Here is a 22,877-nt window from a genome sequence, read left to right as displayed (position 1 = left end):
GTTCCGAGATCGAAAGGGAGAAGGGCATGGACGGGGACGAGTCTTCGCCTGCGGGCACGGCCGAGCCACTGGTCGGACGCGGTCACGATCTCGGACTGGTCCGGGGGTTCGTCGACGAGGCCGTGGTCTCGGGCGGGGCGCTGCTGCTGTCCGGGGACGCCGGGGTCGGCAAGACGGTGCTGCTCGACGCGGCGGCCGGACAGGCACGCGGCACGGGTGCGCGGGTGGTGCGTGCCGCCGGTGTGGAGTTCGAGAGCACGATCAGTTTCGCGGGTCTCCACCAGGTCCTTCAGCCGCTGCTGACCGGGCTCGACCGGCTGCCCGAGCAGTACCGCGCCGCCCTGAACGTGGCGCTGGGTCTGGATCAGGGCGCGCCGTCCGATCAGCTGCTGGTGTCGAACGCGGCGCTGACGCTGCTCGTCCAGGCCGCCGTGGAGCGCCCGTTGCTGGTGATCGTCGACGATCTGCCGTGGCTGGACCGGGCCAGCGCCGTGGTGCTGGGCTTCGTCGCCCGCAGGCTGGGCGGCAGCCAGGTCGGCTTCCTCGGCGCCTACCGGTCGGGCGAAGGCACGTTCTTCGAACGCGGCGGGGTGCCCCACCACCACGTACAGCCGCTCGACACGACGGCGGCGGCCGCGTTGATCCAGGCCCGTTCCCCCTCGCTGGCACCGCGCGTGCGGGACCGTCTGCTGGCGGAGGCGCAGGGCAACCCGTTGGCCCTGCTCGAACTGCCCGTCGCGCTCAGCGGCGCCCAGCGCTCGGGAGCCGACGTACCCGACCTGCTGCCGCTGAGCCGACGGCTCCAGGCCGTGTTCGCGTCCCGGGTCGAGACGCTGCCTGCCGCGACCCGCCTGCTCCTTCTCCATGCCGTCCTGGACGGAACCGGTGATCTGCGCGCCCCCAGCTCGGCCGCCGCCGGGCGGGCCGGCATCGAGGACCTGGCGGAGGCGGAGCGCGCGGGACTCGTCTACGTGGACGCGGTCACCGGACGGCTGGCGTTCCGCCATCCCCTGACCCGCTCCGCCGTCGTGGAACTCTCCACCAGCGAGCAGCGCCGCGAAGTGCACCGCGCCCTGGCGGAGTTCAGCGCCGACCGCCCCGAGCGACGCGCCTGGCATCTCGCCCATGCCACCGTCGAGCCCACCGAGGACGTCGCGAGTCTGCTGGAGACGGTGGCGCGCGACACCGTGCGGCGGGGCGACGCGGGCGGTGCCATCGCCGCACTGCTGCGCGCCGCGGAGCTGAGCCCGCGCGGCTACGAGCGCAGTCGCCGGATCGCCGAGGCCGCCTATCTCGGCGCGGACCTGACCGGTGACCTGCGTGATGTGCCCCGGCTGCTGGAGGAGGCCCGGCGGGCCGACGGCGGACGGGCCGGCCCGCTGGTCGCCGCCGTCGCGGCGGCACACCACATCCTGCTCAGCGGCGAAGGCGATCTGGACACCGCGCACCGGCTGCTCGTCGGCGCGATCGACATGCAGCACCAGCCGTACGACGCCACCGACCCGACCATGATCGACGCGCTGTACACCCTGGCCTGGCTCTGCCAGAGCAGTCAGCGCGCGGAACTGTGGAAGCCGTTGCACCGGGCGCTCGGCCTCCTGAAACCGGAGGTCCCGGACCAACTGGCCCTGACCGTCAACACCATGGCAGACCCGGCCCGGACGGGGCCGGACGCGCTGGGGAAGCTCGACGAGGCGATCGCCTCGCTCGACCGGGAGGCCGACCCGGTCCGGGTCATCCGGATCGCCATGACGTCGCTGTACGTGGACCGGCTCCCGGCGTGCCGCACGGCGCTGCGGCGGGTGCTCCGCGACGGGCGGGACAACAGCTCGCTCACCGTGGAGATCCAGGGGCTGGTGTACCTGGGCAGGGACCATTTCGCGGCCGGCGAGTGGGACGAGCTGGAGGCGCAGGCCGCGCAGGGCCGGGACCTGGGGGAAGCCCACAACTATCAGCTCCTGTCGACGGAGTTCCTCTACCAGCGCGCGCTGGTGGCCGCCGCCCGCGGCGACGAGGACGCCACCCGCGCCCTCACGGACGAGATGACCCTGTGGGCGACGCCCCGCGGTGTGGGTTCCTATCTGTCGTGCGCCTCGCACGCGCGGGCGCTCGCCGCGCTCGGCCGGGGCCGGTTCGAGGACGCCTACCGGCACGCGTGCGCCATCAGCCGCGCCGGGGAACTCGCCTCGCACGTTCCGCCCGCCCTGCTCGTGGTCATGGATCTCGTCGAGTCGGCGGTCCGGACGGGACGGGCGGCGGAGGCGACGGCTCACGCGACGGCGGCGCGCGAGGCCGGCATCGCCGCGATCTCGCCGCGGCTCGCCCTGCTGGTGAAGGCGTCGGCGGCCATCGCCGCCGTCGACCACGACACGATCGACCTGTTCGAGGAGGCCCTCGCGGTACCCGGCACGGACCGCTGGCCCTTCGAACTGGCCCGGGTCCGCCTCGCCTACGGCGAACGCCTCCGCCGGGTGAAGTCCACGACGGAGGCGCGCACCCAACTGGCCGACGCGATCGAGGCCTTCGAACGGCTCGGCGCCCGCCCCTGGACGGCCCGGGCGGGCAACGAGCTGCGGGCGACCGGCCTGTCCGTCGGAGCGGCCGGCGTCACGGGGCCGGCGTCACTGACACCGCAGCAACGGGAGATCGCTCTCCTCGCGGCGGCCGGCCTCACCAACAAACAGATCGCGGAACGCCTCTTCCTCTCCCCGCGCACCGTCGCCGCCCACCTGCGCCAGCTGTTCCCGAAGCTGGGAGTGGCCTCCCGCGCCGCACTGCGCGACGCGCTGGCGGACCTGCCGCCCGACTAGGACGGCGTCGGCGATCAGAAGATGCCCTGCCCCGGTACCAGGATCCCGTTCGGGTCGTACGTCCTCCTGGCCTCGGCGAACCGCTTCCAGACCGGCCCGAAGTGCCGCTTCCAGTCGGCGTGTCCGAAGGGGATCGAGCCGACCGGGTACTGCGTGCCGCCGGCCGCGCTGACGGTGTCGTAGGCGGACCGGTTGGCGTTCAGCAGCCGCCGCACCGTGGCCGTGTCCTCGGGCGGGGTGGTGCGCAGGACGGCGAAGAGGTACGGCACCGGGTCGTCGGGCGTCCGCAGCAGCGGGGTGTGGAGGCGGTCGCGCAGCAGCGGGTAGAGGAGTACGACGCCCGGTCCCAGGTCGGCCGGGGTGAGCGCGTCGAGGAGAGTGGTGGCGAGGTCGGCGGTCCTGCGGCCGGGGAGCAGCAGGTTGAGCCAGGGGTGGGCGTAGGCCCACAGGCCCGCTGCCTTCAGGGCGGCCACGGAGGGGGCGAGCCGGTCGAGGAAGTCGTAGTAGCCGAGGTCGGTGATCTGGACGCCGGACGCGGTGTGGCGCAGCCCCTCCAGGAGCTTGGTGTCGTCCGGGGTGTCCCCCACCGGCGGTCCGTAGGCGACGGCCTCGATGACGAACTGGTTGAAGGCACCGGCGGTGTCCGCGCTCACCTGGCCCTCGACGTAGGCGAACCGGCCCTCGGTGGCGAGGAGGCGCTGGTCGTCGAGGAAGGTCCGCAGGTCGGCGTAGGGCAGGAGGTAATGCCGTACGGTCTCCGGGGCGCGCACGAGGCGCAGGGTGGCGGCGACGATCACGGCGCACTGCCCGAGTCCGGCGAGCACGGCGTGGAACAGGTTGGGGTGCCGGGTGGGGGAACAGTGGAGCAACTCGCCCGCGCCGGTGACGACTTCGAGTTCCAGGACGTTGTCGACCTGTGCGCCGTGCCGGTGGGTCTGGCCGCCCAGGCCGCCGACGGACAGGGTGCCGCCGACGGAGAGTTCGAGGTAGTCGGTGAAGACGGGCGGGGTCAGACCGTGGGCGAGGGTGGCCTTGGCGACGTCGCTCCACTTCGCGCCCGCCCCGACGGTGACGCGTGAACTGCCCGTCCGTACCGGCCCGATGGAGGCGAGCGGCTCGGTCTCGATGATCAGGCCGCCCTCGACCTGCGCCTGTCCGTTCGTGCCATGTCCTTGTCCGCGCGGGGCCACGCGGAGCCCGTGCAGATTGCAGAAGCGGACCATCGCGACGACGTCCCGCACGGAGCCGGGCCGGAGCACCGCGGCCGGTCTGCGGTGCACGATGTGCCCGAAGTCGTCGGCGTCGGCGGTGAGCGAGGCGTCGTCGGTGAGCAGCGTCCCGTCCAGGTGCGGGACGCCGCTGAGCGGTCCGCCGGAGTCGGTCACCGCCCAGCTCCGGGTGAAGGGGTCGAAGCCGATGACCGCGGCCGAGGCGACGGCCAGGCCGCGCAGAGCGGTTCGTCGGGTCGGGGTGCGAGGCATGTGGTCCTCCTGAGACCGTCCGGGTGAAACGATCAACGACGGCTCAGTCTAGGCACGTTGGGGTGCGGAACAGGGTTCCGTCGCGGCGCGTTCCCCGACCGGTTCGGCACCTGCCCCGGCGGCCGGGCCCCGCTAGTCGTCGCCCTGGCTGCTCGTGCCCGAGCCCGACCCGCGCTTCTTGCTGGAGCTGCGCAACACTTCGCTCGCGGTGAGGGTCACGGTCGCCACGACGCGCGCCCAGCGAGGCCCACCGCGCTCTGCCCACACCACACAGACGCACCCGCCGATGACGAGCACGAGGACACCGAGCAGCAGTACAACGATCATGTTTCCCACCCCTGGTTCGTACGGTCCGGTGACGCGTACGTTCCTGATGATCTTCTCAGGTCCTGGCGCGTCGGCCGGGTCACCCCTCGCGCATCCACGCGCGCGTACCGAACGAGGCGGAGGCCCGTGAGGCCACGGCGGCCGCCGGGCGCAGCGCCTCGGCGAAGCCGTCCGAGGTCAGGCGGTCCTGGCGTGCGAGGTGATGGGCGAGGGCCCCGTGCAGCACGTCGCCCGCGCCCAGTGTGTCCGCGACGTGCACCTCGGGCACCTCGATCGCGCCCTCGCTGTCGGGGCCCGCCCACAGGACGGGGTCCGCTCCCCTGCTGACCGCCGACAGGAGCACCCCGTGGTCCCGCAGGAAGCGCAGCGTGTCCGTCGGTGTGCGGGTGCCGGGCGGGCGGAAGTCGGCCGAGCAGACGGCGATGTCGAGCAGGGGCAGCAGCTCCTCCGTGCCGGGCTTCCAACTGCCGCCGTCGAAAAGGGTCTTGCGGCCGACGGCACGCGCCGAACGGGCCGTGGCGATCGCGAGTTCCATGTGGTGGCCGTCGAACTCGACGAGGTCGCAGGCCGCCACCAGCGCGTCGAGATCGTCGGGCGGGGCGAGCCGGTGTGCTGTCGCGTTGGTCGAGGCGACGGCGCGTTCCCCGGTGGACGCGGTCACGAGCACGGTGGAGACGGCTGGCGGTCGCGTCGAGTCGGCCGCCAGGTCGCGGACGGTCACGCCCAGCGCGTTCAGGTCGGCGGCCACCCCGGCTCCCAACGGGTGGCGGCCGATCGCCGTCAGCAGCGTGGCCGTACCGCCCAGGTGGGCGAATGTCACGGCCGCGTTCGCCGCCGGGCCGCCCGCAGCGACCACCTGGTCCCGGGCGGTGAGTTTCTCGTTCGGGCCCGGGGCGTGGTCCACGAGCTGGATGACGTCCAGGGTGCACAGCCCGACGAACAGTCCTGCGGGGCGTCCTCTCTCCACCGGCGACCTCCTCGCTCGATTTACTAACAATTGGTTGAGCAGTCCAGGCTGATAAATCTAGTGTTAGTACCCATGAAGGTGAACGGTCCGAACGACACCGCCCGGCTCGCGTCCGAGCTGCGGCTCGCGGTGGGGCGGGTGACGCGGCGGCTGCGGCAGGCGCACGCCGTGGGTGATGTGTCGCTCTCCGGAGTCTCGGTCCTGGCCCGGCTCGCCCGTGACGGCGCCGAGTCTCCGACGTCCCTCGCCGAGGCGGAGCGGGTCCGCCCCCAGGCCATGGCGAGCACGCTCGCACTGCTGGAACAGCGCGGACTGGTCCGCCGCAGCCCCGATCCGGCGGACGGGCGGCGCAGCATTCTGGAGATCACGGACGAGGGACACTCCGTGCTGGCCGAGCGGCGCTCCGCGTCGGTGCACCGGCTCGGGGCCGTCCTCGACGAGTTCACCGCGGAGGAGCGCGCGACCCTCGCGTCGGCCCTGCCCCTCCTCGACCGACTGGCGGAGCGACTGTGAGCGGGACAGGGGACATACCCGGCGACGGTGCTCGGCCGCCCTTGTCGGGCGCCGTGCGCTCGGGCCGTCGTAAGGACACTCCCCCGGGGCCCAACTACAAATGGGTCGCGCTGTCGAACACCACGCTCGGGGTGCTGATCGCCACGATGGACGCCTCCATCGTGATCATCTCGCTGCCGGCGATCTTCCGGGGCATCGGCCTCGACCCGCTCGCGCCGGGCAACATCGGCTATCTGCTGTGGATGATCCTGGGCTATCTGCTGGTCTCGGCGGTACTCGTCGTCGTGCTCGGCCGGCTCGGTGACATGTTCGGCCGGGTGAAGATCTACAACATCGGCTTCCTGATCTTCGCGTGTGCGTCCGTCGCGCTGTCCCTGGACCCGTTCCGCGCGGGGGCGGGGGCGATGTGGCTGATCCTGTGGCGGATCGTGCAGGCCTTCGGCGGCTCGATGCTCACCGCCAACTCGGCCGCCATCCTGACCGACGCGTTCCCCGCCCGGCAGCGCGGAATGGCGCTCGGCGTCAACCAGATCACCGCCCTCGCCGGGCAGTTCCTCGGCCTCCTCGCCGGCGGTCTGCTGGCCGTCGTCGACTGGCGCGCGGTGTTCTGGGTGAGCGTGCCGATCAGCATCACCGGCACGATCTGGTCGTATCTGAGCCTGCGCGAGACCTCGGCGGGCCGCCCCGGCCGCATCGACTGGCTCGGCAACCTCACCTTCGCGGCGGGCGCCGGAATCCTCCTCGCGGGCATCACCTACGGCATCCAGCCCTACGGCGGCAGCGCCACCGGCTGGGGGAACCCGTGGGTCCTCAGCGGCCTGATCGGCGGCGTCGTCCTGCTCCTGGTCTTCTGCTACATCGAGACGCACATCGCCGAACCGATGTTCGACCTGGCCCTGTTCAAGGTACGGGCCTTCGCGGCGGGCAACCTGGCCGCGCTGCTGACCGCGATCGCGCGCGGCGGGCTGCAGTTCATGCTGATCATCTGGCTGCAGGGCATCTGGCTGCCGTTGCACGGCTACGACTACGAGGACACCCCGCTGTGGGCGGGCATCTTCATGCTGCCGCTCACGGTCGGGTTCCTCATCGCCGGGCCCGTGTCCGGATATCTGTCGGACCGGTTCGGCGCCCGGATGTTCTCGACGGTCGGCCTGGTCGTCGTGGCGCTCTCCTTCGTCGGGCTGCTCGCGCTCCCGATCGACTTCGACTACGGGATGTTCGCGGCGCTGCTGCTGCTCAACGGTCTTGGCCAGGGCATGTTCTCCGCGCCGAACACGTCCTCGATCATGGGCAGTGTGCCGAGCGAGTACCGGGGTGTCGCCTCGGGCATGCGCTCCACCTTCCAGAACTCGGGCACCGCCCTGTCCATCGGCGTGTTCTTCTCCCTGATGGTCTCCGGGCTCGCCACCTCGCTGCCCGGCACGCTGAGCAAGGGACTCCAGGCGCACGGCGTTCCGGCCGGTGCCGCCGACCAGGCCGCGTCGCTGCCACCGGTGAGCACCCTGTTCGCCACGTTCCTCGGCAACAACCCCATCCAGCACCTGCTCGCGTCCAACGGCGTCCTCGACCAGCTCTCGGCGGCCCAGCGCGCCGTCCTGACCGGCCACTCCTTCTTCCCTCGGCTGGTCTCCGGCCCGTTCCACCACGGCCTGACCATCGTCTTCGGCGTGGCGGCGGGCATGGCACTGGTCTCCGCAGTCGCCTCGGCCCTGCGCGGCGGCCACCAGTCCGAGCCCGGCCCCGAACCGGCACCGGCCGGTCTGCCGGCCGCCCCCACCGAGACACCCGAGGCCACCCAGGCGGGGCCGAACGGGGCGTCGTAGAAAGCGAGTTGTGGGGAGACCATTCACACGGTGCGCTCCATGCACACCAGTTGATCGCGGTCGTCCCATGACTCGGTGACGGTGAAGCCGAACCGCTCGTACAGGGCGATGGCCCCGGTGCGCCATTTCCAGACCGACAGTCGCACGGTGCTCGCGTCGCTTTCCGCGGCATGCGCGAGTGCGGCACGGAGCAGGTCCGACGCGATGCCCCGGCCCCGGAATGCCGGGTCCGTCCAGAGCCTCTTGATCTCCGACCGTCCGCCGGCGGGGGCCGTCACCACCAGACAGCCCACCGGGGTGCTCCCGCTCAGCGCCAGGAGCACCACGTCGTCGGCGAACGCGGTGCGCGGGTCCGCGATCTCCGCGCGGTAGCGGTCCGGCAGACCGTCCGCATCGGCGACGGCACGGCCCTTCTCGGCCTCCGTGCGCAGGTGGTAGGCCGTCAGCAGCGCGGCCGTGCCGTCCTCGGCGGAGAGCTCTCCGCCCGGTCGGCGGACGACGGAAACCTGGTCCTGAGCAGTCATGACGTCAGCATCACACGGTACGAGCCGGGCTCCGTACGAGCCCCTACGGGGTGCCGTTGTGGGCGAACGTCCACACGGCCCGGCTGCCGGGGCCGACGGTGAGGGTCGAGTGGCCGATCCGCTCCACGTGTCGGTCCTTCACGGGCCGGTTGAGTGCGAAGTCGACCCGCCGCATCCCCGCGTTCTCGCGCGGTACGACATCGAGGCGGATCGTGGTGCCGCCGCCCTCCGCGACGACGCCACCGCCCGCCACGGTCCGGACAGTGAAGCCGCCGGCCCGCAGCAGGGGCACGGTGTCGGCGAGGTCGCCCTGGGTGACCGCGATACGGACGGAGGTCACGTCACGCATCAGGTGGGTGCGGTAGTCGTCGGAGAGGTAGCGTTCCCGGCCCACGTCGCCCGGGTAGTTCGGCGGTTCGGTGTTGCCGCGGGGGTCGGCGAAGTACTCCGGCCGGTACTCCATCGCCCAGGCGCCGAAGGCGTCGTACTCGGTGGTGGTGAGGACGGCGTCGAACCACGGCACGGGCACGCCGTCGCCGAAGTCCCTGGTCTGGAGGAACTCGATCGGGTCGGCGACCCCTTCGTCCTTCAGCCGTGCGGTGACCGTCGCCAGGTCGCCCGCCCGCTCGGTCGACAGGCCCAGCCCGGCGGAGCCGAGAGTGCCGTCCTGGCCCGCGACGTCACCGACTCCGAACAGTTCCACGTAGGTCTCACGGCCCATCAGGTAGCGGCCGGTCCAGGTCTGTCCGCCAGTGCCGGTCGTGGTGCGGACCTGGAAGTTGGCGAAGTCCCGCAGGTAGTCGGAGTGTTCGATGGCGTCGGCGGTCTCCCGGTCGAAGACGCCGTAGGAGTGGTTGTAGAACAGCAGTTGCCGATCGAGCGAGGACGACCGGCCGCCTTCGGCCTGTGCCGCCCCCACACCACCTCCGATCGCTCCGGCCAGGGCCATGACGAGCACGATGATCAATCGAAATGTCCGACGTATCAGCATGCGCGCGATCGTAGGGCGGCGAGGGGACGGCTGCCGTGCGTTGTGAACGAGGTCGAAATGCTTGACACACGGGCCGCACAGCAGCCTCCCCCATGGATCAACTCCCCCGCGGGGCATGGCAGATGTACACCCTCGGTGCCCCTCCCTCGTCGGGCACGGGATCCCCGGCCGTGGCGCGTACACCCTCCCGTACGGTGGCGCCGGTACGCGGATCTACGACGCGGTAGGGAAGCGGGACGTTCTCCGGGGCGGTGATGATCAGCGGGCCACCCTCCTCCGCGTAGCAGAGGTACAGCTCGCCGGGGACGGACAAACCCCGCGGTGCCAGGGTGGACTGCCAGTCCGGGCGCATGTCCGTGAGCGGGAGGCCGTCGAGGATGCGGGAGATGCGGCCGACGTGGTGCGAGCCCTCGAAGTCGAGTGCCTCGCGCCAGCCCGCGTCCTCGGCGAGGAAGTACGTCTCGTGGCCGGGTTCGTCGGGGTGCAGTCGCCACTGCCACAGGCTCGCCGCGCCGTACACGACGCCCATCGTGCCGCCGGCGCAGAGGTTGCTCCAGGCCTCGTGTCCCTGCCACCAGCCCGATGCACGCCCCGGGCGGCCGGTGTTCTCATACGTCGGCTCGCCATTCGCCACCGCCTTGGGCGGGGTGTTGCGCCACATGTCGGCGACCCGTTCCTGGACATGTCCGCCCATGTGGCCGGTCTGGCACCACTGGAAGTGCAGCCAACTCTCGTGCTGGTGGGCGCGGTTGGCGGAGTGCGGCCGGTAGTGGATGCCGCAGGGCTGGCCGTAGCCGTCCCAGCGGCCGATCTCCGCGCCGCCCGCCGCGATCTGTGGTTCGCCGCCCTCTCCGTCGGCGCCGACCAGGTAGACGGTGGGGGCGGCGCCGTAGCGGGCGACCAGGTAGCGGCAGTAGCGGGCGTACTCCTGTGGTGGGACCACCGGGCCCGCAACTCGCTGGCCCTTCCAGCCGAAGCCGTGGAAGAGCGGCTGGAGGACGGGCACGATCCCGTGGTCGCGGAGGATGCCGGTCAGCCGGTCGAGGTACTGGAAGTACGCCGGATTCAGGACGTTGACGTGCCCGGTTGGCAGGTCCTCGAAGCCGACGTCGAACCCCTCGTCGGCGGTGCGGTCGCGGGGGCCGCGCGCGTCCATGTCGGGCTGGACGCTCATGAGCAGGGCCGCGTTGAAGCCCTTGGTCCGGCGGTCGGCCGCGTACTGCCTGACCTGTTCTTCCGTGGCCCGCCAGGGCAGGGCCCAGGCGGTGTCGGCGACCAGCAGTGCGGGCGTTCCGTCGGCGTGCACCAGGCTGCGTCCACCGGGTGACATCCGCCAGAAGCCGTGCCGGTCGAAGGAGTTGGCGTCGTCCGTGGCGGGGCGGACGTCGAGGGTTCCGGTCCGCCCGGAGAGTCCTTCGTCCGTGAGGCAGTTGCTGTCGCTGCGCCAGGTCCAGCGGCCGGCCGGCTCCGGGGAGGCGAACCGGATCCTCCAGACCCGGCCGCCGTCCCAGAAGGCCGGGCGGCGCAGGACCGTCCCGGACTCGTGGGTGAAATCGGCCCAGACGTCGACGTCCGTATAGGGGTTGGCGTGGTCGCGGACCCCGGTGAGGGTGATCTCGGTCCCCCGCCAGGGGACGGTCACCGGGTCCGCTTCCGGTCGTGCACGGCTCATGACGGGCGGATGGTGAAGTCGGCGGTGAGAGGCAGGGTCGTGGAAGAGGGGCCCGCTTCCAGGCGGAAGGTGCCCGGCTCCACCGTCCAACCGCCTGTCCCGGTGTCCCAGTGCCGCAGGGCCCGCGCGTCCACAGTCACCGTCGCGACGGTCTCCTCGCCGGGCGCGGCCTCGACCACGGCGAACCCGGCGAGCCAGCGGACCGCGCGTTCGACCTCGCTTGCGGGGCGGCCGGCGTAGATCTGTACGACCTCCTTGCCTTGCCGCGTACCGGTGTTGCGGATGCGCACCTCCGCCGTGAAGTCGGCGCCGGGCTCCGCCTCGCCGGGGACGTCGAGCGAGACGTACTCCCAGGTGGTGTAGCCGAGTCCGTGGCCGAAGTCGTAGCGGGGCGGCTGCCACTCGGGACGGCCGGCGCCACGGTGGCCGATGAACAGGCCCTCGTCGTAGGTGAGGACGCCGTCGGACGGTTCGGTGGTGGGCAGTCCGTGTTCGGAGGCGGGCCAGACCGTGGGCAGTCGGCCGCCCGGTTCCACCTCGCCGAGCAGGACGTCGGCGAGCGCGTTGCCGAACTCCTGGCCGGGGAACCAGGCGAGCAGCACGGCCGCCACGTCGTCGGCCCACGGAAGCAGCACCGGCGCCCCGGAGTTGACCACCACGACGGTACGGGAGTTGGCCTCGGCGACCCGGCGGACGAGTTCGTCCTGCCGGCCGGGAAGGGCGAGGCTCGTGCGGTCGAAGCCCTCGCTCTCGACCTCCTCGGTGGTGCCGACCACGACCACGGCGACCTCGGCCTCCCGGGCGAGTGCCACGGCCCGCTCGATCTCCTCGTCGTCGCTGCCGTGCGGGGGCAACAGATTGAGCTGGAACATGGTGACCGCACCACCGATGGCCTCGCCCGTGGAGCCGGAGGCGGACTCGCTGTCGGCGTCGATGTCGATGTCGTGGGTGAGGACGATCTCGGTCTCCTCGCCCTCAGCCAGCTCCACGGTGTGCAGCTGCTGGGGCGGGGTCATGAGCCCCTCCACCAGGTCGGCGCCCGGCGGGAGTTGGAGCCGTACGTCGAAGGCCTCGGCCCCCGCGACGGACATCCGGAAGCGGCCGATGCCCGAGCCGCCGATCGCGTAGCGGCCGACCCCGGTCGCACGGACGACGGTGCGTACCTCCACCCGGGCGACCTCGCCGACGGGCACTCCGGGGCCGTAGGAGCCCATCCAGGTGTAGGCGGCTCCGGCGCGGAGTTCGGAGCCCAGGAGGGTTCCGTCCGCGGTGAGGAAGCGGACCTCGGTGCCCTCGCCGGAGCCGTCGGGAAGGCGGAGGTGGGACAGCGGCGCCACGGGGGTGCGGGTCTGCGGGGTGACGCCGATGCCGTGGGTGACCTCGACGCCGTCACCGAGGGCGGCACGGATGCCGTCGAGCGGGGAGACGGTGTACGGCGGGAAGACGGTGGCGCTGCCGCCGCCGAGGGTGCGGGCCACGGAGGCGTTGGGGCCGAGCACGGCGACCTTCTTCAACACCGCGTGGTTCAGGGGCAGTACGGCGTTCTCGTTGCGGGCGAGCACGAATCCGGCGGCGGCGGTCTCACGCAGTCGGGCCGCGACCGATGCGGTGTCCTGCTCCGGTGGCCGGGCGGTGGTGGGTATGCCGTCCAGCGCGCCGACGCGGGCGGCGAGGCGCAGCAGCCGCAGCACCTTGTCGTCGACGAGCGTTTCGTCGACCTTGCCCTTGCGTACGGCGGCGACCAGCGCGTCGCCCCACGGGCCGATCGGGCCGGGCATCACCAGGTCCAGCGCGGCGCGCGCGGACTGCTCGGTGGTGCGGGCGGCGAACCAGTCCGACATCACCAGTCCGTCGAAGTGCCAGTCGTCGTGCAGGACTTGGCGCAGCAGCGGGCTCTCGGTCATCGGGTGTCCGTTGACCCCGTTGTAGGCGGCCATGACGGCCCAGACGCGACCCTCGCCGACGATCGCCTCGAACGGCGTCAAGTACAGCTCCCGCAGGGCGCGTTCGCCGATGCGGGCGTCGAGCGTCATCCGCTGGGTCTCGGAGTCGTTGCCGACGAAGTGCTTCACGGTGGCCGCCACGCCGCCGTCCTGCACGCCCTTCACATAGGCGACGCCGATGCGGGAGGTGAGCAGCGGGTCCTCGCTGAAGCACTCGAAATGCCGTCCGCCGTAAGGGGTTCGGTGCAGATTGACAGTGGGAGCGAGGAGGACGTCGACGCCCTTGGCGCGTGCCTCGTGGGCGAGCAACCCACCGAGTTTCTCGACCAGTCGCTCGTCCCAGGTGGCGGCGAGGGCGGTGGGCGAGGGCACGTTGGCGGAGGGGCTGCGCTCGTCCCAGAGTTCGCCGCGGACTCCGGCGGGGCCGTCCGAGACGACCAACCTCCGTAGTCCTACGGCGGGTTCGGGGTGGAGGGACCAGAAGTCCGCGCCGGTCAGCAGCCGCACCTTCTGCTCCAGGGTGAGCGCGCCGAGGCGCCTGGCGAGCTCGGCCTCGTCGGCCGCGGGCGGGGCGTCGGTGGGGGTGGGCTGCCGGGTCACGGCGTCCTCCTCGATGAAGGGTGGTTGGTGGGGGTGTCGCCTGCGCTCTCGACGAGGACCCGGACGTCCCAGGGGCCGAGCCCGAGGGCGGTTCCGGCGGCGAGGGGCTCGCCGGTGAGCAGGTCGCGGACGTCTTCCGGGAGGCGGTAATCGGCCGGTTCCCAGGCCCAGTTGTGGACGAAGCGCAGGAGCGCGCCGTCGGCTGTGGTGGCCGAGGTGCAGGTGACGGAGGCCGGCCGGGCCGCGCGCCAGGCGTCCGGCGGCAGTGAGGTCGCGGCGATCCAGTCGGCGAGGCTGTGCGAGAGTTCGCGGTCGGGGACGGTGCCGATGTACGTCACCCGGCCGGTGCCGTACTCGTGGGTGGTGGCGGCGGCGAACTCGCCCAGGTGCGGATGGTCGTACCCGGCGAGGACGGTCGCGCCGTCCGGGATCAGCCCGTCGGCCCATGCGGTGGCCTGCCCGTGCAGGGCGGGGCCGTTCGGCGTCCCCTCGCCCTTGGTGATCGTGACCGGGGCCAGCACATTGGTGAACTCCTGGTAGTGCGCGCCCGCGGCGGGGCGCAGCACTCCGGGCATGACCGTGTGCCGGGCGACGGCCTCCTCGTCGGCGTAGCCGGTGCGGGGGGTGAGGACGAGATGGCCGCCCGCTTCGGCGTAGCGGCGCAGCAGATCGAGGGTCGCGTCGTCCGCGATGTACAGCGCCGGGACGACGAGCACCGGCCAGCGGTCCACCAACTCCTCTGGACTGGACGGGAGTTGTTCCGGGGCAACGATGTCTACGGACAATCCGGCGTCGAACAGCCCCCGGTAGTAGGCGGCGACGATCCGGTCGTAGGACTGCGGGTCGCCGAACCAGGCGGGGGCGCCGCCCCGGAGCGGTCCCATGAACTCCATGGCCCAGCGGCTGTCGGAGGAGAGCAGCATCGCCACGTCGCTGCGGGGGCGCAGGCCCTCGATCGTCGGGCTCGCCTGTTGCAACTCCCCTGCGATCGCCGAGAGTTCCTCGTACGTCCGGCCGGGTTCCAGGCTGTGGCCGAGGATGCCGCCCCAGTAGGTCTCGGCGCCGTAGTGCAGGGAGTGCCAGTGCCAGTACTCGATCATTCTGGCTCCGCGCGCGACCATGTTCCACACGGCCTGGCGGGCCTGGCCCCGGTAGAGGGGGAAGTTGTCGGCGGAGCCGCCGATGGAGGTGGCGTTGGTCTCCATGACGAGGAAGGGTTCCTGGCGGATGCCGCGGGCCAGGTCGTTCTGGAGGGAGAGCCAGGCGGGTCCCGACCAGGGGACGAAGAACGGGTGCAGTCCGCCGACGAGTTCGTCGGGGCCCGGGAGGGCCAGTCCGTCCTGGGTGGCGTAGTAGATGTTGGCCCCGGCGACGTCGAGGGGCCGGCCGATGGCGGAGATGTCCAGGCCCTGTTGGCCGAGGGCGACGCAGGTGGTGATGAACTGGTGCTCGGGGACGAGGCCGCGGACCAGTTCGGCGTGCCAGGTGATGTACTCCTGCGTCAGCCGGGACTGGTAGCGGCGCCAGGCCAGGTCGTAGGACGGGGTGGTGTTGCCGTCGGGGGTCCACAGGTCCGCCCAGTCCGTCAGGCGGTGGGACCAATAGGTGAGCCCCCAGCGGCGGTTGAGGGTCTCGACGTCGCCGTAGCGGTCGCGGAGGTGGTCGAGGAAGCCCTGGAACACCGAGTCGTTGTGGAAGAGGCGGAGTCCGGGTTCGTTGTCGACCTGCCAGCCGATGACGGCGGGGTGGTCGGCGTAGCGGCCCACGACCTTGCGGACGAGCCGTTCGGCGAGGTGCCGGAAGGCGGGGTGCGAGTAGTCCGCGTCCTGGCGCATGCCGTACGGGATGGGTTCCCCGGTGCGTGAACGGGCCGCCGTTTCGGGGTACTTGCGGCGCAGCCAGGGCGGGACGGCGTAGGTCGGGGTGCCCACGATCGCCTTGATGCCGCGGTCGTGGGCGGCGTCGAGCACGGGCTGCAGCCAGTCCAGCTCGAACTGTCCCTCGCGGGGTTCCCAGGTCGACCAGACCGACTCGCCGACCCGGATGACGTTGAACCCGGCCTCGGCCATCAGATCGAGGTCCTGCGCGAGTCTTTCGTACGGCTGGTACTCGGTGTAGTACGCGGCTCCGAAGAGCATGGGTGAGGAGGAAGTGCCCATACGGTGCTGGTGACTTTCTGTCAGGAACCGGTCGGCCGGTTCGGGACGGGACGAAGGTGTCAGTCCTCGCCCCGGTAACTGAAGTGCGAGAAGGCGACCGTGCCTTCGGTGGCGTACATGCCGACGACTCGGCCGGTGAAGGACGCGGCGGTCTCGGCGGAGACGTAGCGGCCGTCGAGGGCGGCGAGTTCGACCGGTCCGGTGCCGGGGTCGACGGACAGGCGGACCACGTCGGGGCCGAGGGCGTCGAGGCCCATGCCGGTGACCGGTTCGGTCTCTATCCGTACGGTCACCGGTCCCGGGGGAATCGGCTGCTCCCAGGTCTGGGAGAGTCCGCCCACCCGGGCGCGGGCGCGGGCGAGGCCGGCGCCCACCTCGATGTCGTAGTGGTGGAGTTCGTCGATGCGCAGGCTCAGTCCACCGATGCCCTCGCCGCTGTCCACGCGGACCGTGAAGACGGCCGACTCGTGCTGCTGGCGGCGGCCGACGAACCGTGGCCGGGGGTCGTCCATGGTGGAGCCGTCGGCGTGGACGACGAGGTGGCCCGGGCGCTCGGTGAGCGAGGACCAGTCGGCGGCGGGTGTGCGTATCGAGAGCCATTCCAGGCCGAGTTGGGCGCCGCTGAAGGTGTCGTTCTGCTCAACCGGTCCGGTGGACGGCGTCAGTTGGACCGGCTGCACCACGGGCCAGCCGTCGACCCATTCCAGCGTGGTGCCGAACGTCTCCCGGCCCATGGGCGAGAAGGCCCTGGTCAGACCCCCGGGCCGCATCCCCAGCAGGATGAGGGCCCAGCCGTCGTCGGGAGTACGTACGAGGTCGGCGTGGCCGGTGTTCTGGACCTTGCGGGCGGTGCTGCGGGCGCTGAGCACGGGATTGGCCGGGCAGCCCTCGAAGGGACCGTCGGGACGGGGTCCGCGGGCGATGCTCACGGAGTGCCCGCGTTCGGTGCCGCCCTCGGCGATCAGGAGGTACCAGGTGCCGTCGATCTCGTAGAGGTGCGGTGCCTCGGGGAACATCAGGCCCGTGCCGGACCACAACGACCGTGGTTCTTCCAGGGCTTGGCCGGTTTCGAGGTCCATCCGGACCTGCTGGACGCCCAGGTGCTCGCCGGCGCGGTCGCCGTCGAGCTGGAGACCGGAGTAGGTGACGTAGCAGGTGCCGTCGGCGTCCCAGGCGAGGTCCGGGTCGATGCCGGGCGCTCCCTGCATGACGATGCCGTCGGACCAGGGGCCCTCGGCGCGGTCGGCGGTGAAGACGAGGCTGCCGCGTCCCATCGCGTCGGTGACGACCAGCCAGAAACGGCCGTCGTGGAAACGGATGGTGGGCGCCCAGGCACCACCGAGCGTGGGGACCTTCTCGACCGCCAACTGCCCCGGACGGGTGACGACATGGCCGATCGGCTCCCAGTGCTCCAGGTCCCGGCTGTGGAACAGCGGTATGCCGGGGAGGTACTCGAAGCTGGAACAGGCGAGGTAGTAGTCGTCGCCGACGCGGGTGACGCTGGGGTCCGGGTGGAAGCCGGGGACGATGGGGTTGGGCAGGGTCATGCTCGGTCTCCCGACGTCGAGGCGATAGCGGGGGTGTTCGTGGAGGCGCCGGCCGCCAGGGCCTCCGCCAGGCGCTGCCGTTCGGCCCGGCGCTCCGCCTGGCGTGCCGGGTCCGGCACCGGCGCGGCGAGCAACAGGCGCTTGGTGTAGGGGTGTTGGGGTGTGGTGGTGACGGTCGCCGCGTCGCCGGTCTCGACGATCTCCCCGCCCTGCATGACGGCGACCCGGTGGCTGATGTGCCGGACCACGGACAGGTCGTGGGTGACGAAGAGATAGGCGACGCCGGTGCGTTCCTGGATCTCGACGAACAGGTCGAGGACCCGGGCCTGGGTCGAGAGGTCCAGTGCGCTGACCGGCTCGTCGCACACGATGACCCGTGGGTCCCGGGACAACGCCCGTGCGATGGCGATGCGTTGGCGCTGGCCGCCGGAGAACTCCCGGGGCAGCCGCTCCCCCGCGTCGGCGGGCAGCCGGACCTGGTCGAGCAGGTCCCGCACCCGCTTCTCGGCCTCCGCGCGAGGGGTTCCCGCGACGCGGAGCGGTTCGCTGAGGATGTCGTTCACGGTCATCGCCGGGTTGAGGGAGGTGTACGGGTCCTGGAACACCACCTGGATGTCACTGCTGAGCGCCCGGCGTTCCTTCGGGCCGAGGCCCGAGATGACCCTCCCGGCGTAGCGGACGGCGCCGGAGGCGACCGGGGCGAGGCCGAGGACGGCCCGGCCCAGGGTGGTCTTGCCGGAGCCCGACTCGCCGACCAGTCCGAGGGTCTCGCCCGCGCCGATGGTGATCGACACGCCCTTCAGCACCCGGAACGGCGGCTTGCGCCAGCCCTTGGACGGGTACTCCACGATCAAGTCGTCGACTGCCAACAAGGGTTCGTCGGCCGGAAGTCGCCCGTTCGGTGTCCCGTTCATGGTCGCGGTCATGCCGGACCCTCCTGATGTGCGGAGTTCGTGATCCCTGCGGTGTCCGTGACGTCCGCGGCCTTCGTGGCTCCCGCGACGCTCGACGGCACGATGCGGCTGAGCGGCGACCTCGGCTCGGCGTCCTCCAGCGTGGAGGCCAGGAGCATCCGCGTGTACGGGTGGCGCGGATCGGCGAACAACTCCCGTACGGGGGCGGACTCCACGACGGTGCCGGTCTGCATCACCGTCACGCGGTCGCAGATGTCGGCCACCACACCGAAGTCGTGGGTCACCAGGATCACGCCCATGTTCCGCTCGCGTTGAAGGGACCGGATCAGGTCGAGCACCTCGGCCTGCACGGTCACATCGAGCGCGGTGGTCGGCTCGTCGGCGATCAGCAGGTCGGGTTCGCAGGAGACCGCGCCGGCGATGAGGACGCGCTGCGCCATGCCGCCGGAGATCTGGTGGGGATAGCTGTTGAAGACCCGCTCGGGGTCGGCGATCCCGACCCTCTCCAGCAGAGCGAGGATCTTGGCCTTCGCCTCGGCGGCCGACAACTTCAGGTGTCTGCGCACCGGTTCGACCAGCTGGGCGCCGATACGGAAGGAGGGGTCGAGGTTGGACATCGGCTCCTGTGGGACGTAGGCGATGCGGCGGCCCCGGTAACGGTTCATCCCGGCGCGGCCGAGGCTTCCCAACTCCGTTCCGTCGAAGATCAGCTGGCGGGTGGAGACGCTCGCCTCCGGGGGCAGGAGCCCCAGTACGGCGAAGGCGGTCTGGCTCTTGCCCGAGCCCGACTCCCCCACCAGTCCGAGGACTTCGCCCCTTCGCACCGTGAGCGAGACGCCCTCGACGACGGTCTTCTCCCCCTCGGCCGTCGGATAGGAGACGGTCAGGCCTTCGAGGGCGAGCAGCGCGTCCGACTCCTCGGGCGGTGCAGAGTGCTTTACCACCACGGGCTTACGAGGTGTCGTGCCGCGCGGCTTCCGCCCGCGCGTCGCGGTGCCGTCCAGCGCGTCCCGCAGGGCGTTGCCGAGCAGACCGAACGCGGCGACGGTCACCGCGAGCGCCGCTCCGGGCCAGACCATCAGCTCCGGCTTGTTGTAGATGTTGGCGAAGGCGTCGTTGAGCATGGAGCCCCAGCTCGCCTGGCTCGCCGAGCCCAGGCCGAGGAACTCAAGACCGGACTGGATGACGATGCCGAGACCCAGCATCTGGGCGGCCTGGATGATGGTCGGCGCCTGGACGACGGGCAGGATGTGCCGGCGGATGATCCGACGGTCGGCCAGGCCGGAGACCCGGGCCGCGTCGACGTACAGTTCCTCGCGCACGGAGATCACCGAGGCGCGGATCAGCCGGAAGACGCCCGGTGACATCAGGACGCCGAAGACCGCCATGGCGAGGTAGGTGTTCTGGCCCACCGCGGACATCACGACCAGCAGCACGATGATCGCCGGTACTGCCATCAGCAGGTTGGACACCCAACTGCTCACCGCGTCGAACCACTTGCGGTAGTAGCCGGCGACCAGACCGGCGGGAACGCCGATCACCACGGCGACGGCCACCGCGAGCAGGGCGCCCAGCAGGCTGGTGCGGCCGCCGTAGAGCAGCCGGGCCAGGACGTCACGGCCGACGCCGTCACCGCCCAGGGGGTGCTTTCCGCTCATCGGGGCGAGGCTCTCGGTGAGCGAGGTGTGCGCCGGGTCCTGGCTGGTCAGGAGCGGTGCGAACAGGCTGGCCAGGGAGATGAGGGCGAGGAGGACCAGGCAGGTCACGGCCACCGGGCTGCGCAGCAGCCGGCGCAGGAGGCCCGCCCTTCCGTGTGCGGCGACGGCCGGGGCGATCGCTGTTTCTTCGGACTGAGGCAGCGTCATCCGACACGCACCTTCGGGTTGAGCCAGCCGTACGCGAGGTCCATCAGGATGTTGACCACCACGACGAGGGCGACCATGACCACGACGACACCCATGACCACGGGGGTGTCGCCCTGGGATCCGGCGCTCGTCGCCTCGCTGCCGATCCCGTTGAGGCCGAAGACCTTCTCGACCACCACCGCGCCGCCGACCAGGCCGATGAACTGCAGGGCCAGCACGGTCAGCGCGGCCGGGGCCGCGTTGCGCAGCGCGTGCCGGAACAGCAGGCTCCGCTCGCTGATGCCACGGCTGCGCAGGGTCCGTACGTAGTCCGCGCGCAGGACGTCGACCATGGAGCCGCGTACCTGCTGGGCGGTGGCGGCGATCGCTCCGACGGAGAGCGACAGCGCGGGGAGGGTGATCGACTTCAGCCAGCCGCTCGCCGAGTCCGCGAACGGGACATAGCCGGTCGCGGGCAGCCAGCCCAGGTCGACGCCGATCACCACGGCGAACACCAGGGCGACCAGGAAGCTCGGCACGGCGAACCCGAGGACCGCGAGCAGCTGCACCACCTGGTCCAGTGCTCCGCGGCGGACCGCGGCGGCCACTCCCAGGACGGTGCTCAGTACGGCCGACAGCAGCAGCGCCGCCAGCACGATCGACAGCGTGACCGGCAGCTTGTTCTCCAGCGAGGTCGTCACGGACTCACCGCTGAACCACGAGCTGCCGAGGTTGCCGTGCACCACGTCCGCGAGCCAGTGGCCGTAGCGGACCACGAAGGGCTGGTCGAGCCCGAGTTCGGCGGACTTCGCGGTCACCTGCTGCTGGGTGGCGGTCTGTCCCACGATCTGGCGCACCGGATCGGAGCCGGTGAGGCCCATCAGCGCGAAGGTCGTGGTCGCGATGACCAGGACCAGGACCAGCCCGGCGGCGATGCGCCGGACCAAGAAAACAATCATCAGTCTCTCCACCTTGCCTTTCCTCGGCCGTTGCGGTGTGCCGGCGGCCGGGCGGGATCGGTGCCCGCCCGGTCCGCCGTCCTGGTCAGCCGGCGGGCTTGAAGTTGTAGATCGGGGGCACCGCGGCGAACGTCTGCGGCGTGAAGGTGACGCCCTTCGTCGTCGCGTAGACGGCCTCGACGGAGTCCCAGGGCGCGTTCCACGCCTGGTCGACGAGGTAGGTGTTGAGCTGCTTGAACAGGGCGTCCTGGGCGGCGCCGGTCGCCGAGCGGGCCTTGTCGATGAGGTCGGTGGCCTTGGGGTCCTCGGTGTGCAGCGGGTTCCACAGCGCGCTCTTGCCCACCTCGATCTGGATGGTGTCCCAGGGTCGGAAGGAGGCCAGGGTCATGTACGACAGCGGGTACTTGCCGGCGAGAAGGGCGCTGATGAACTGGGTGGCCGGGATCTTGTCGACCTTCACCTTGATCCCGATGTCCTCCAACTGCTGGACCATGGCGGCCTGTTGGTCAGGGAAGACCGACGAGATGTCCGGGACGGTGACCGAGAATCCGTGCGGGTAGCCCGCCTCGGCCAGGAGCTGCTTGGCCTTCGCCGGGTCGTAGGTGTACTTGGAGTTCAGGGAGCTGTCGAAGGCCGAACCGGCCGGGTTGAAGATCTGGGTGGTCGCCTTGCCCAGACCCTGCTTCGCCGTCTTGACGATCGTGTCGCGGTCGAAGGCGTAGTTGAGGGCCTGGCGGACCCGGACGTCGCCGAGCGCCTTGACGATCTTTCCGGCACGGTCCCAGATGTAGACGCCCTCGACGTCACCGGAGGTGAACTTGGTGACGGTCAGCCCGCTGCTCTTGGCCGGGGCGATGCTCTTGGCGCTGGCCAGCAGCGCGCCGTTGACCTGGCCGGAGCGCAGCGCGTTGAGCACGGCGGTCGGGTCGGTCAGCGGCTTGAGGACGATCTTGTCGAACGGGAAGGCGGCCTTGTTCCAGTACCCCGCGTTGCGGACGAAGGTGTAGGTGCTGCCCGCCGTGGTGGCGGACTTGTCCAGGGTGTAGGGGCCGGAGCCCACCGGGGTGTTCTTGATCGTGCCCGCGGCGATGGCCTTGGGGCTGGCGATCATGCCGGCCACGTTGCCGAGGTTCGGGACCAGCGAGGGATCGGGGGCCGAGAGCCTGATCTTGACCTCGGTGGCGCTGACGACGTCGACGCCGCTGATGCTGGTCAGCTGGCCGGCCGCCTCGCTGGTGCCGCCCTTGGTGTGCAGCAGGTTGGTCTTGACCGCCGTCGCGTCCAGGGGGGTGCCGTCGGTGAACTTGACGCCGCTGCGCAGGGTCAGCGTGAGTACCGTGCGGGCCGCGTCGTAGGACCACTTGGTCGCCAGGTTGGGTTCGACCTCGGCCGTCGGGGACAGCCGGAACAGCGAGTCGTATACGGGCTGGTAGTACTGCGCGTTGTTGCCGAGTCCGGCGTCGGCCAGGTCCCACGGCTGCGCCGCGACGAGCGGGGCCAGGGTCAGGGTGCCGCCGGTGGCCGCTTTGCCGGAACCGGAACCTGAACCCGAGCCGCACGCGGCCGCGGACAACATCAGGGCCGCGGATACGGCCGTCAGCGCGATTCTTCGCATGGGTACTCCGCTGGTGAGTGGATGACCGGGCGACATCAGGCGTCGAGCCGCCCTCAAGAGCCTCGGAGGTAAGGGGAGAACCAGGTTCTGACGCGGCGTCGACCGTTCTTGGCGGTCAGCCGTCCCTGGCCGAAGGGGGTGTGTTCGCCACCGTTTTCGGTGGGTGAGAACCAGCCACTGATACGTAC

16 protein-coding genes are annotated in these 22,877 nt (G+C 71.3%); 3 read left to right on the top strand and 13 right to left on the bottom strand.

Annotated features, from left to right (window positions below; all coding sequences use genetic code 11):
- Positions 1 to 26 precede the first annotated feature (26 nt).
- A complete protein-coding gene (locus tag ACIBJH_RS35755; protein ID WP_399121111.1) occupies positions 27 to 2,810 on the top strand; it encodes an ATP-binding protein in 2,784 nt (927 codons plus the stop codon).
- Positions 2,811 to 2,824: 14 nt separating this feature from the next.
- Here ACIBJH_RS35755 and ACIBJH_RS35750 read toward each other — a convergent pair whose 3' ends face one another.
- From ACIBJH_RS35750 to ACIBJH_RS35740, 3 genes are all read right to left on the bottom strand, one after another.
- Positions 2,825 to 4,291 carry an FAD-binding protein gene (locus ACIBJH_RS35750; protein WP_399121110.1) on the bottom strand — a complete coding sequence of 489 codons (1,467 nt, stop codon included), beginning with the start codon at positions 4,289 to 4,291 and terminating at the stop codon, positions 2,825 to 2,827.
- A 132-nt stretch (positions 4,292 to 4,423) separates the two neighbouring features.
- Entirely contained in the window at positions 4,424 to 4,618 is a 195-nt protein-coding gene (locus ACIBJH_RS35745; protein ID WP_399121109.1) for a hypothetical protein, read from the bottom strand.
- A 79-nt stretch (positions 4,619 to 4,697) separates the two neighbouring features.
- Complete coding sequence (locus ACIBJH_RS35740; protein ID WP_399121108.1) at positions 4,698 to 5,585, bottom strand: PfkB family carbohydrate kinase; 888 nt, start codon at positions 5,583 to 5,585, stop codon at positions 4,698 to 4,700.
- A gap of 72 nt (positions 5,586 to 5,657) precedes the next feature.
- On the opposite strand from ACIBJH_RS35740, the gene ACIBJH_RS35735 reads away from it, so the two are divergent.
- Together ACIBJH_RS35735 and ACIBJH_RS35730 are read left to right on the top strand one after the other, a co-directional pair.
- Positions 5,658 to 6,098 carry a MarR family winged helix-turn-helix transcriptional regulator gene (locus tag ACIBJH_RS35735; protein WP_399121107.1) on the top strand — a complete coding sequence of 147 codons (441 nt, stop codon included), beginning with the start codon at positions 5,658 to 5,660 and terminating at the stop codon, positions 6,096 to 6,098.
- A 146-nt stretch (positions 6,099 to 6,244) separates the two neighbouring features.
- Complete coding sequence (locus tag ACIBJH_RS35730) at positions 6,245 to 7,921, top strand: MFS transporter (protein WP_399121230.1); 1,677 nt, start codon at positions 6,245 to 6,247, stop codon at positions 7,919 to 7,921.
- A 23-nt stretch (positions 7,922 to 7,944) separates the two neighbouring features.
- Here ACIBJH_RS35730 and ACIBJH_RS35725 read toward each other — a convergent pair whose 3' ends face one another.
- The 10 genes from ACIBJH_RS35725 to ACIBJH_RS35680 all read right to left on the bottom strand — a co-directional run bounded on the left by ACIBJH_RS35725 (position 7,945) and on the right by ACIBJH_RS35680 (position 22,689).
- On the bottom strand, positions 7,945 to 8,445 hold the full coding sequence (locus tag ACIBJH_RS35725) for a GNAT family N-acetyltransferase (RefSeq protein ID WP_399121106.1): 501 nt from the start codon (positions 8,443 to 8,445) through the stop codon (positions 7,945 to 7,947).
- 43 nt (positions 8,446 to 8,488) lie between these two features.
- Complete coding sequence (locus tag ACIBJH_RS35720; RefSeq protein ID WP_399121229.1) at positions 8,489 to 9,412, bottom strand: DUF5829 family protein; 924 nt, start codon at positions 9,410 to 9,412, stop codon at positions 8,489 to 8,491.
- Between the two features lie 121 nt (positions 9,413 to 9,533).
- Complete coding sequence (locus ACIBJH_RS35715; protein WP_399121105.1) at positions 9,534 to 11,108, bottom strand: DUF4038 domain-containing protein; 1,575 nt, start codon at positions 11,106 to 11,108, stop codon at positions 9,534 to 9,536.
- On the bottom strand, positions 11,105 to 13,651 hold the full coding sequence (locus ACIBJH_RS35710; protein ID WP_399121104.1) for a beta-glucosidase: 2,547 nt from the start codon (positions 13,649 to 13,651) through the stop codon (positions 11,105 to 11,107). The genes ACIBJH_RS35715 and ACIBJH_RS35710 overlap by 4 nt, the downstream gene beginning before the upstream one ends.
- Positions 13,648 to 15,810 (bottom strand): beta-galactosidase, encoded by a 2,163-nt coding sequence (locus ACIBJH_RS35705; protein WP_399121103.1) that lies wholly within the window; start codon positions 15,808 to 15,810, stop codon positions 13,648 to 13,650. Before ACIBJH_RS35705 ends, ACIBJH_RS35710 begins: the two co-directional genes overlap by 4 nt.
- A gap of 59 nt (positions 15,811 to 15,869) precedes the next feature.
- Positions 15,870 to 17,357, bottom strand: a complete 1,488-nt coding sequence (locus ACIBJH_RS35700) for a glycoside hydrolase family 43 protein (RefSeq protein ID WP_399121102.1) — start codon at positions 17,355 to 17,357, stop codon at positions 15,870 to 15,872.
- On the bottom strand, positions 17,354 to 18,283 hold the full coding sequence (locus tag ACIBJH_RS35695) for an ATP-binding cassette domain-containing protein (protein WP_399121101.1): 930 nt from the start codon (positions 18,281 to 18,283) through the stop codon (positions 17,354 to 17,356). Before ACIBJH_RS35695 ends, ACIBJH_RS35700 begins: the two co-directional genes overlap by 4 nt.
- A complete protein-coding gene (locus tag ACIBJH_RS35690; RefSeq protein WP_399121100.1) occupies positions 18,280 to 20,136 on the bottom strand; it encodes a dipeptide/oligopeptide/nickel ABC transporter permease/ATP-binding protein in 1,857 nt (618 codons plus the stop codon). Before ACIBJH_RS35690 ends, ACIBJH_RS35695 begins: the two co-directional genes overlap by 4 nt.
- Complete coding sequence (locus tag ACIBJH_RS35685; RefSeq protein ID WP_399121099.1) at positions 20,133 to 21,074, bottom strand: ABC transporter permease; 942 nt, start codon at positions 21,072 to 21,074, stop codon at positions 20,133 to 20,135. The genes ACIBJH_RS35690 and ACIBJH_RS35685 overlap by 4 nt, the downstream gene beginning before the upstream one ends.
- An 85-nt stretch (positions 21,075 to 21,159) precedes the next feature.
- Complete coding sequence (locus ACIBJH_RS35680; RefSeq protein WP_399121098.1) at positions 21,160 to 22,689, bottom strand: ABC transporter substrate-binding protein; 1,530 nt, start codon at positions 22,687 to 22,689, stop codon at positions 21,160 to 21,162.
- Between the last annotated feature and the right edge of the window lie 188 nt (positions 22,690 to 22,877).

Source organism: Streptomyces sp. NPDC050548 (assembly GCF_044457385.1).
Taxonomy (GTDB): Bacteria; Actinomycetota; Actinomycetes; order Streptomycetales; family Streptomycetaceae; genus Streptomyces.
Note: the sequence above shows the minus strand (reverse complement) of the source record. Positions and strands in the feature narration are given on the sequence as shown.

Excerpts from the sequence above, each read along its gene's own strand:
- ACIBJH_RS35685 (WP_399121099.1), bottom strand. The coding sequence starts at position 21,074 with ATGATTGTTTTCTTGGTCCGGCGCATCGCCGCCGGGCTGGTCCTGGTC.
- ACIBJH_RS35725 (WP_399121106.1), bottom strand. The coding sequence starts at position 8,445 with ATGACTGCTCAGGACCAGGTTTCCGTCGTCCGCCGACCGGGCGGAGAG.
- ACIBJH_RS35690 (WP_399121100.1), bottom strand. The coding sequence starts at position 20,136 with ATGACGCTGCCTCAGTCCGAAGAAACAGCGATCGCCCCGGCCGTCGCC.
- ACIBJH_RS35695 (WP_399121101.1), bottom strand. The coding sequence starts at position 18,283 with ATGACCGCGACCATGAACGGGACACCGAACGGGCGACTTCCGGCCGAC.
- ACIBJH_RS35755 (WP_399121111.1), top strand. The coding sequence starts at position 27 with ATGGACGGGGACGAGTCTTCGCCTGCGGGCACGGCCGAGCCACTGGTC.
- ACIBJH_RS35705 (WP_399121103.1), bottom strand. The coding sequence starts at position 15,810 with ATGGGCACTTCCTCCTCACCCATGCTCTTCGGAGCCGCGTACTACACC.
- ACIBJH_RS35730 (WP_399121230.1), top strand. The coding sequence starts at position 6,245 with ATGGACGCCTCCATCGTGATCATCTCGCTGCCGGCGATCTTCCGGGGC.
- ACIBJH_RS35745 (WP_399121109.1), bottom strand. The coding sequence starts at position 4,618 with ATGATCGTTGTACTGCTGCTCGGTGTCCTCGTGCTCGTCATCGGCGGG.
- ACIBJH_RS35680 (WP_399121098.1), bottom strand. The coding sequence starts at position 22,689 with ATGCGAAGAATCGCGCTGACGGCCGTATCCGCGGCCCTGATGTTGTCC.
- ACIBJH_RS35715 (WP_399121105.1), bottom strand. The coding sequence starts at position 11,108 with ATGAGCCGTGCACGACCGGAAGCGGACCCGGTGACCGTCCCCTGGCGG.
- ACIBJH_RS35735 (WP_399121107.1), top strand. The coding sequence starts at position 5,658 with ATGAAGGTGAACGGTCCGAACGACACCGCCCGGCTCGCGTCCGAGCTG.
- ACIBJH_RS35750 (WP_399121110.1), bottom strand. The coding sequence starts at position 4,291 with ATGCCTCGCACCCCGACCCGACGAACCGCTCTGCGCGGCCTGGCCGTC.
- ACIBJH_RS35700 (WP_399121102.1), bottom strand. The coding sequence starts at position 17,357 with ATGACCCTGCCCAACCCCATCGTCCCCGGCTTCCACCCGGACCCCAGC.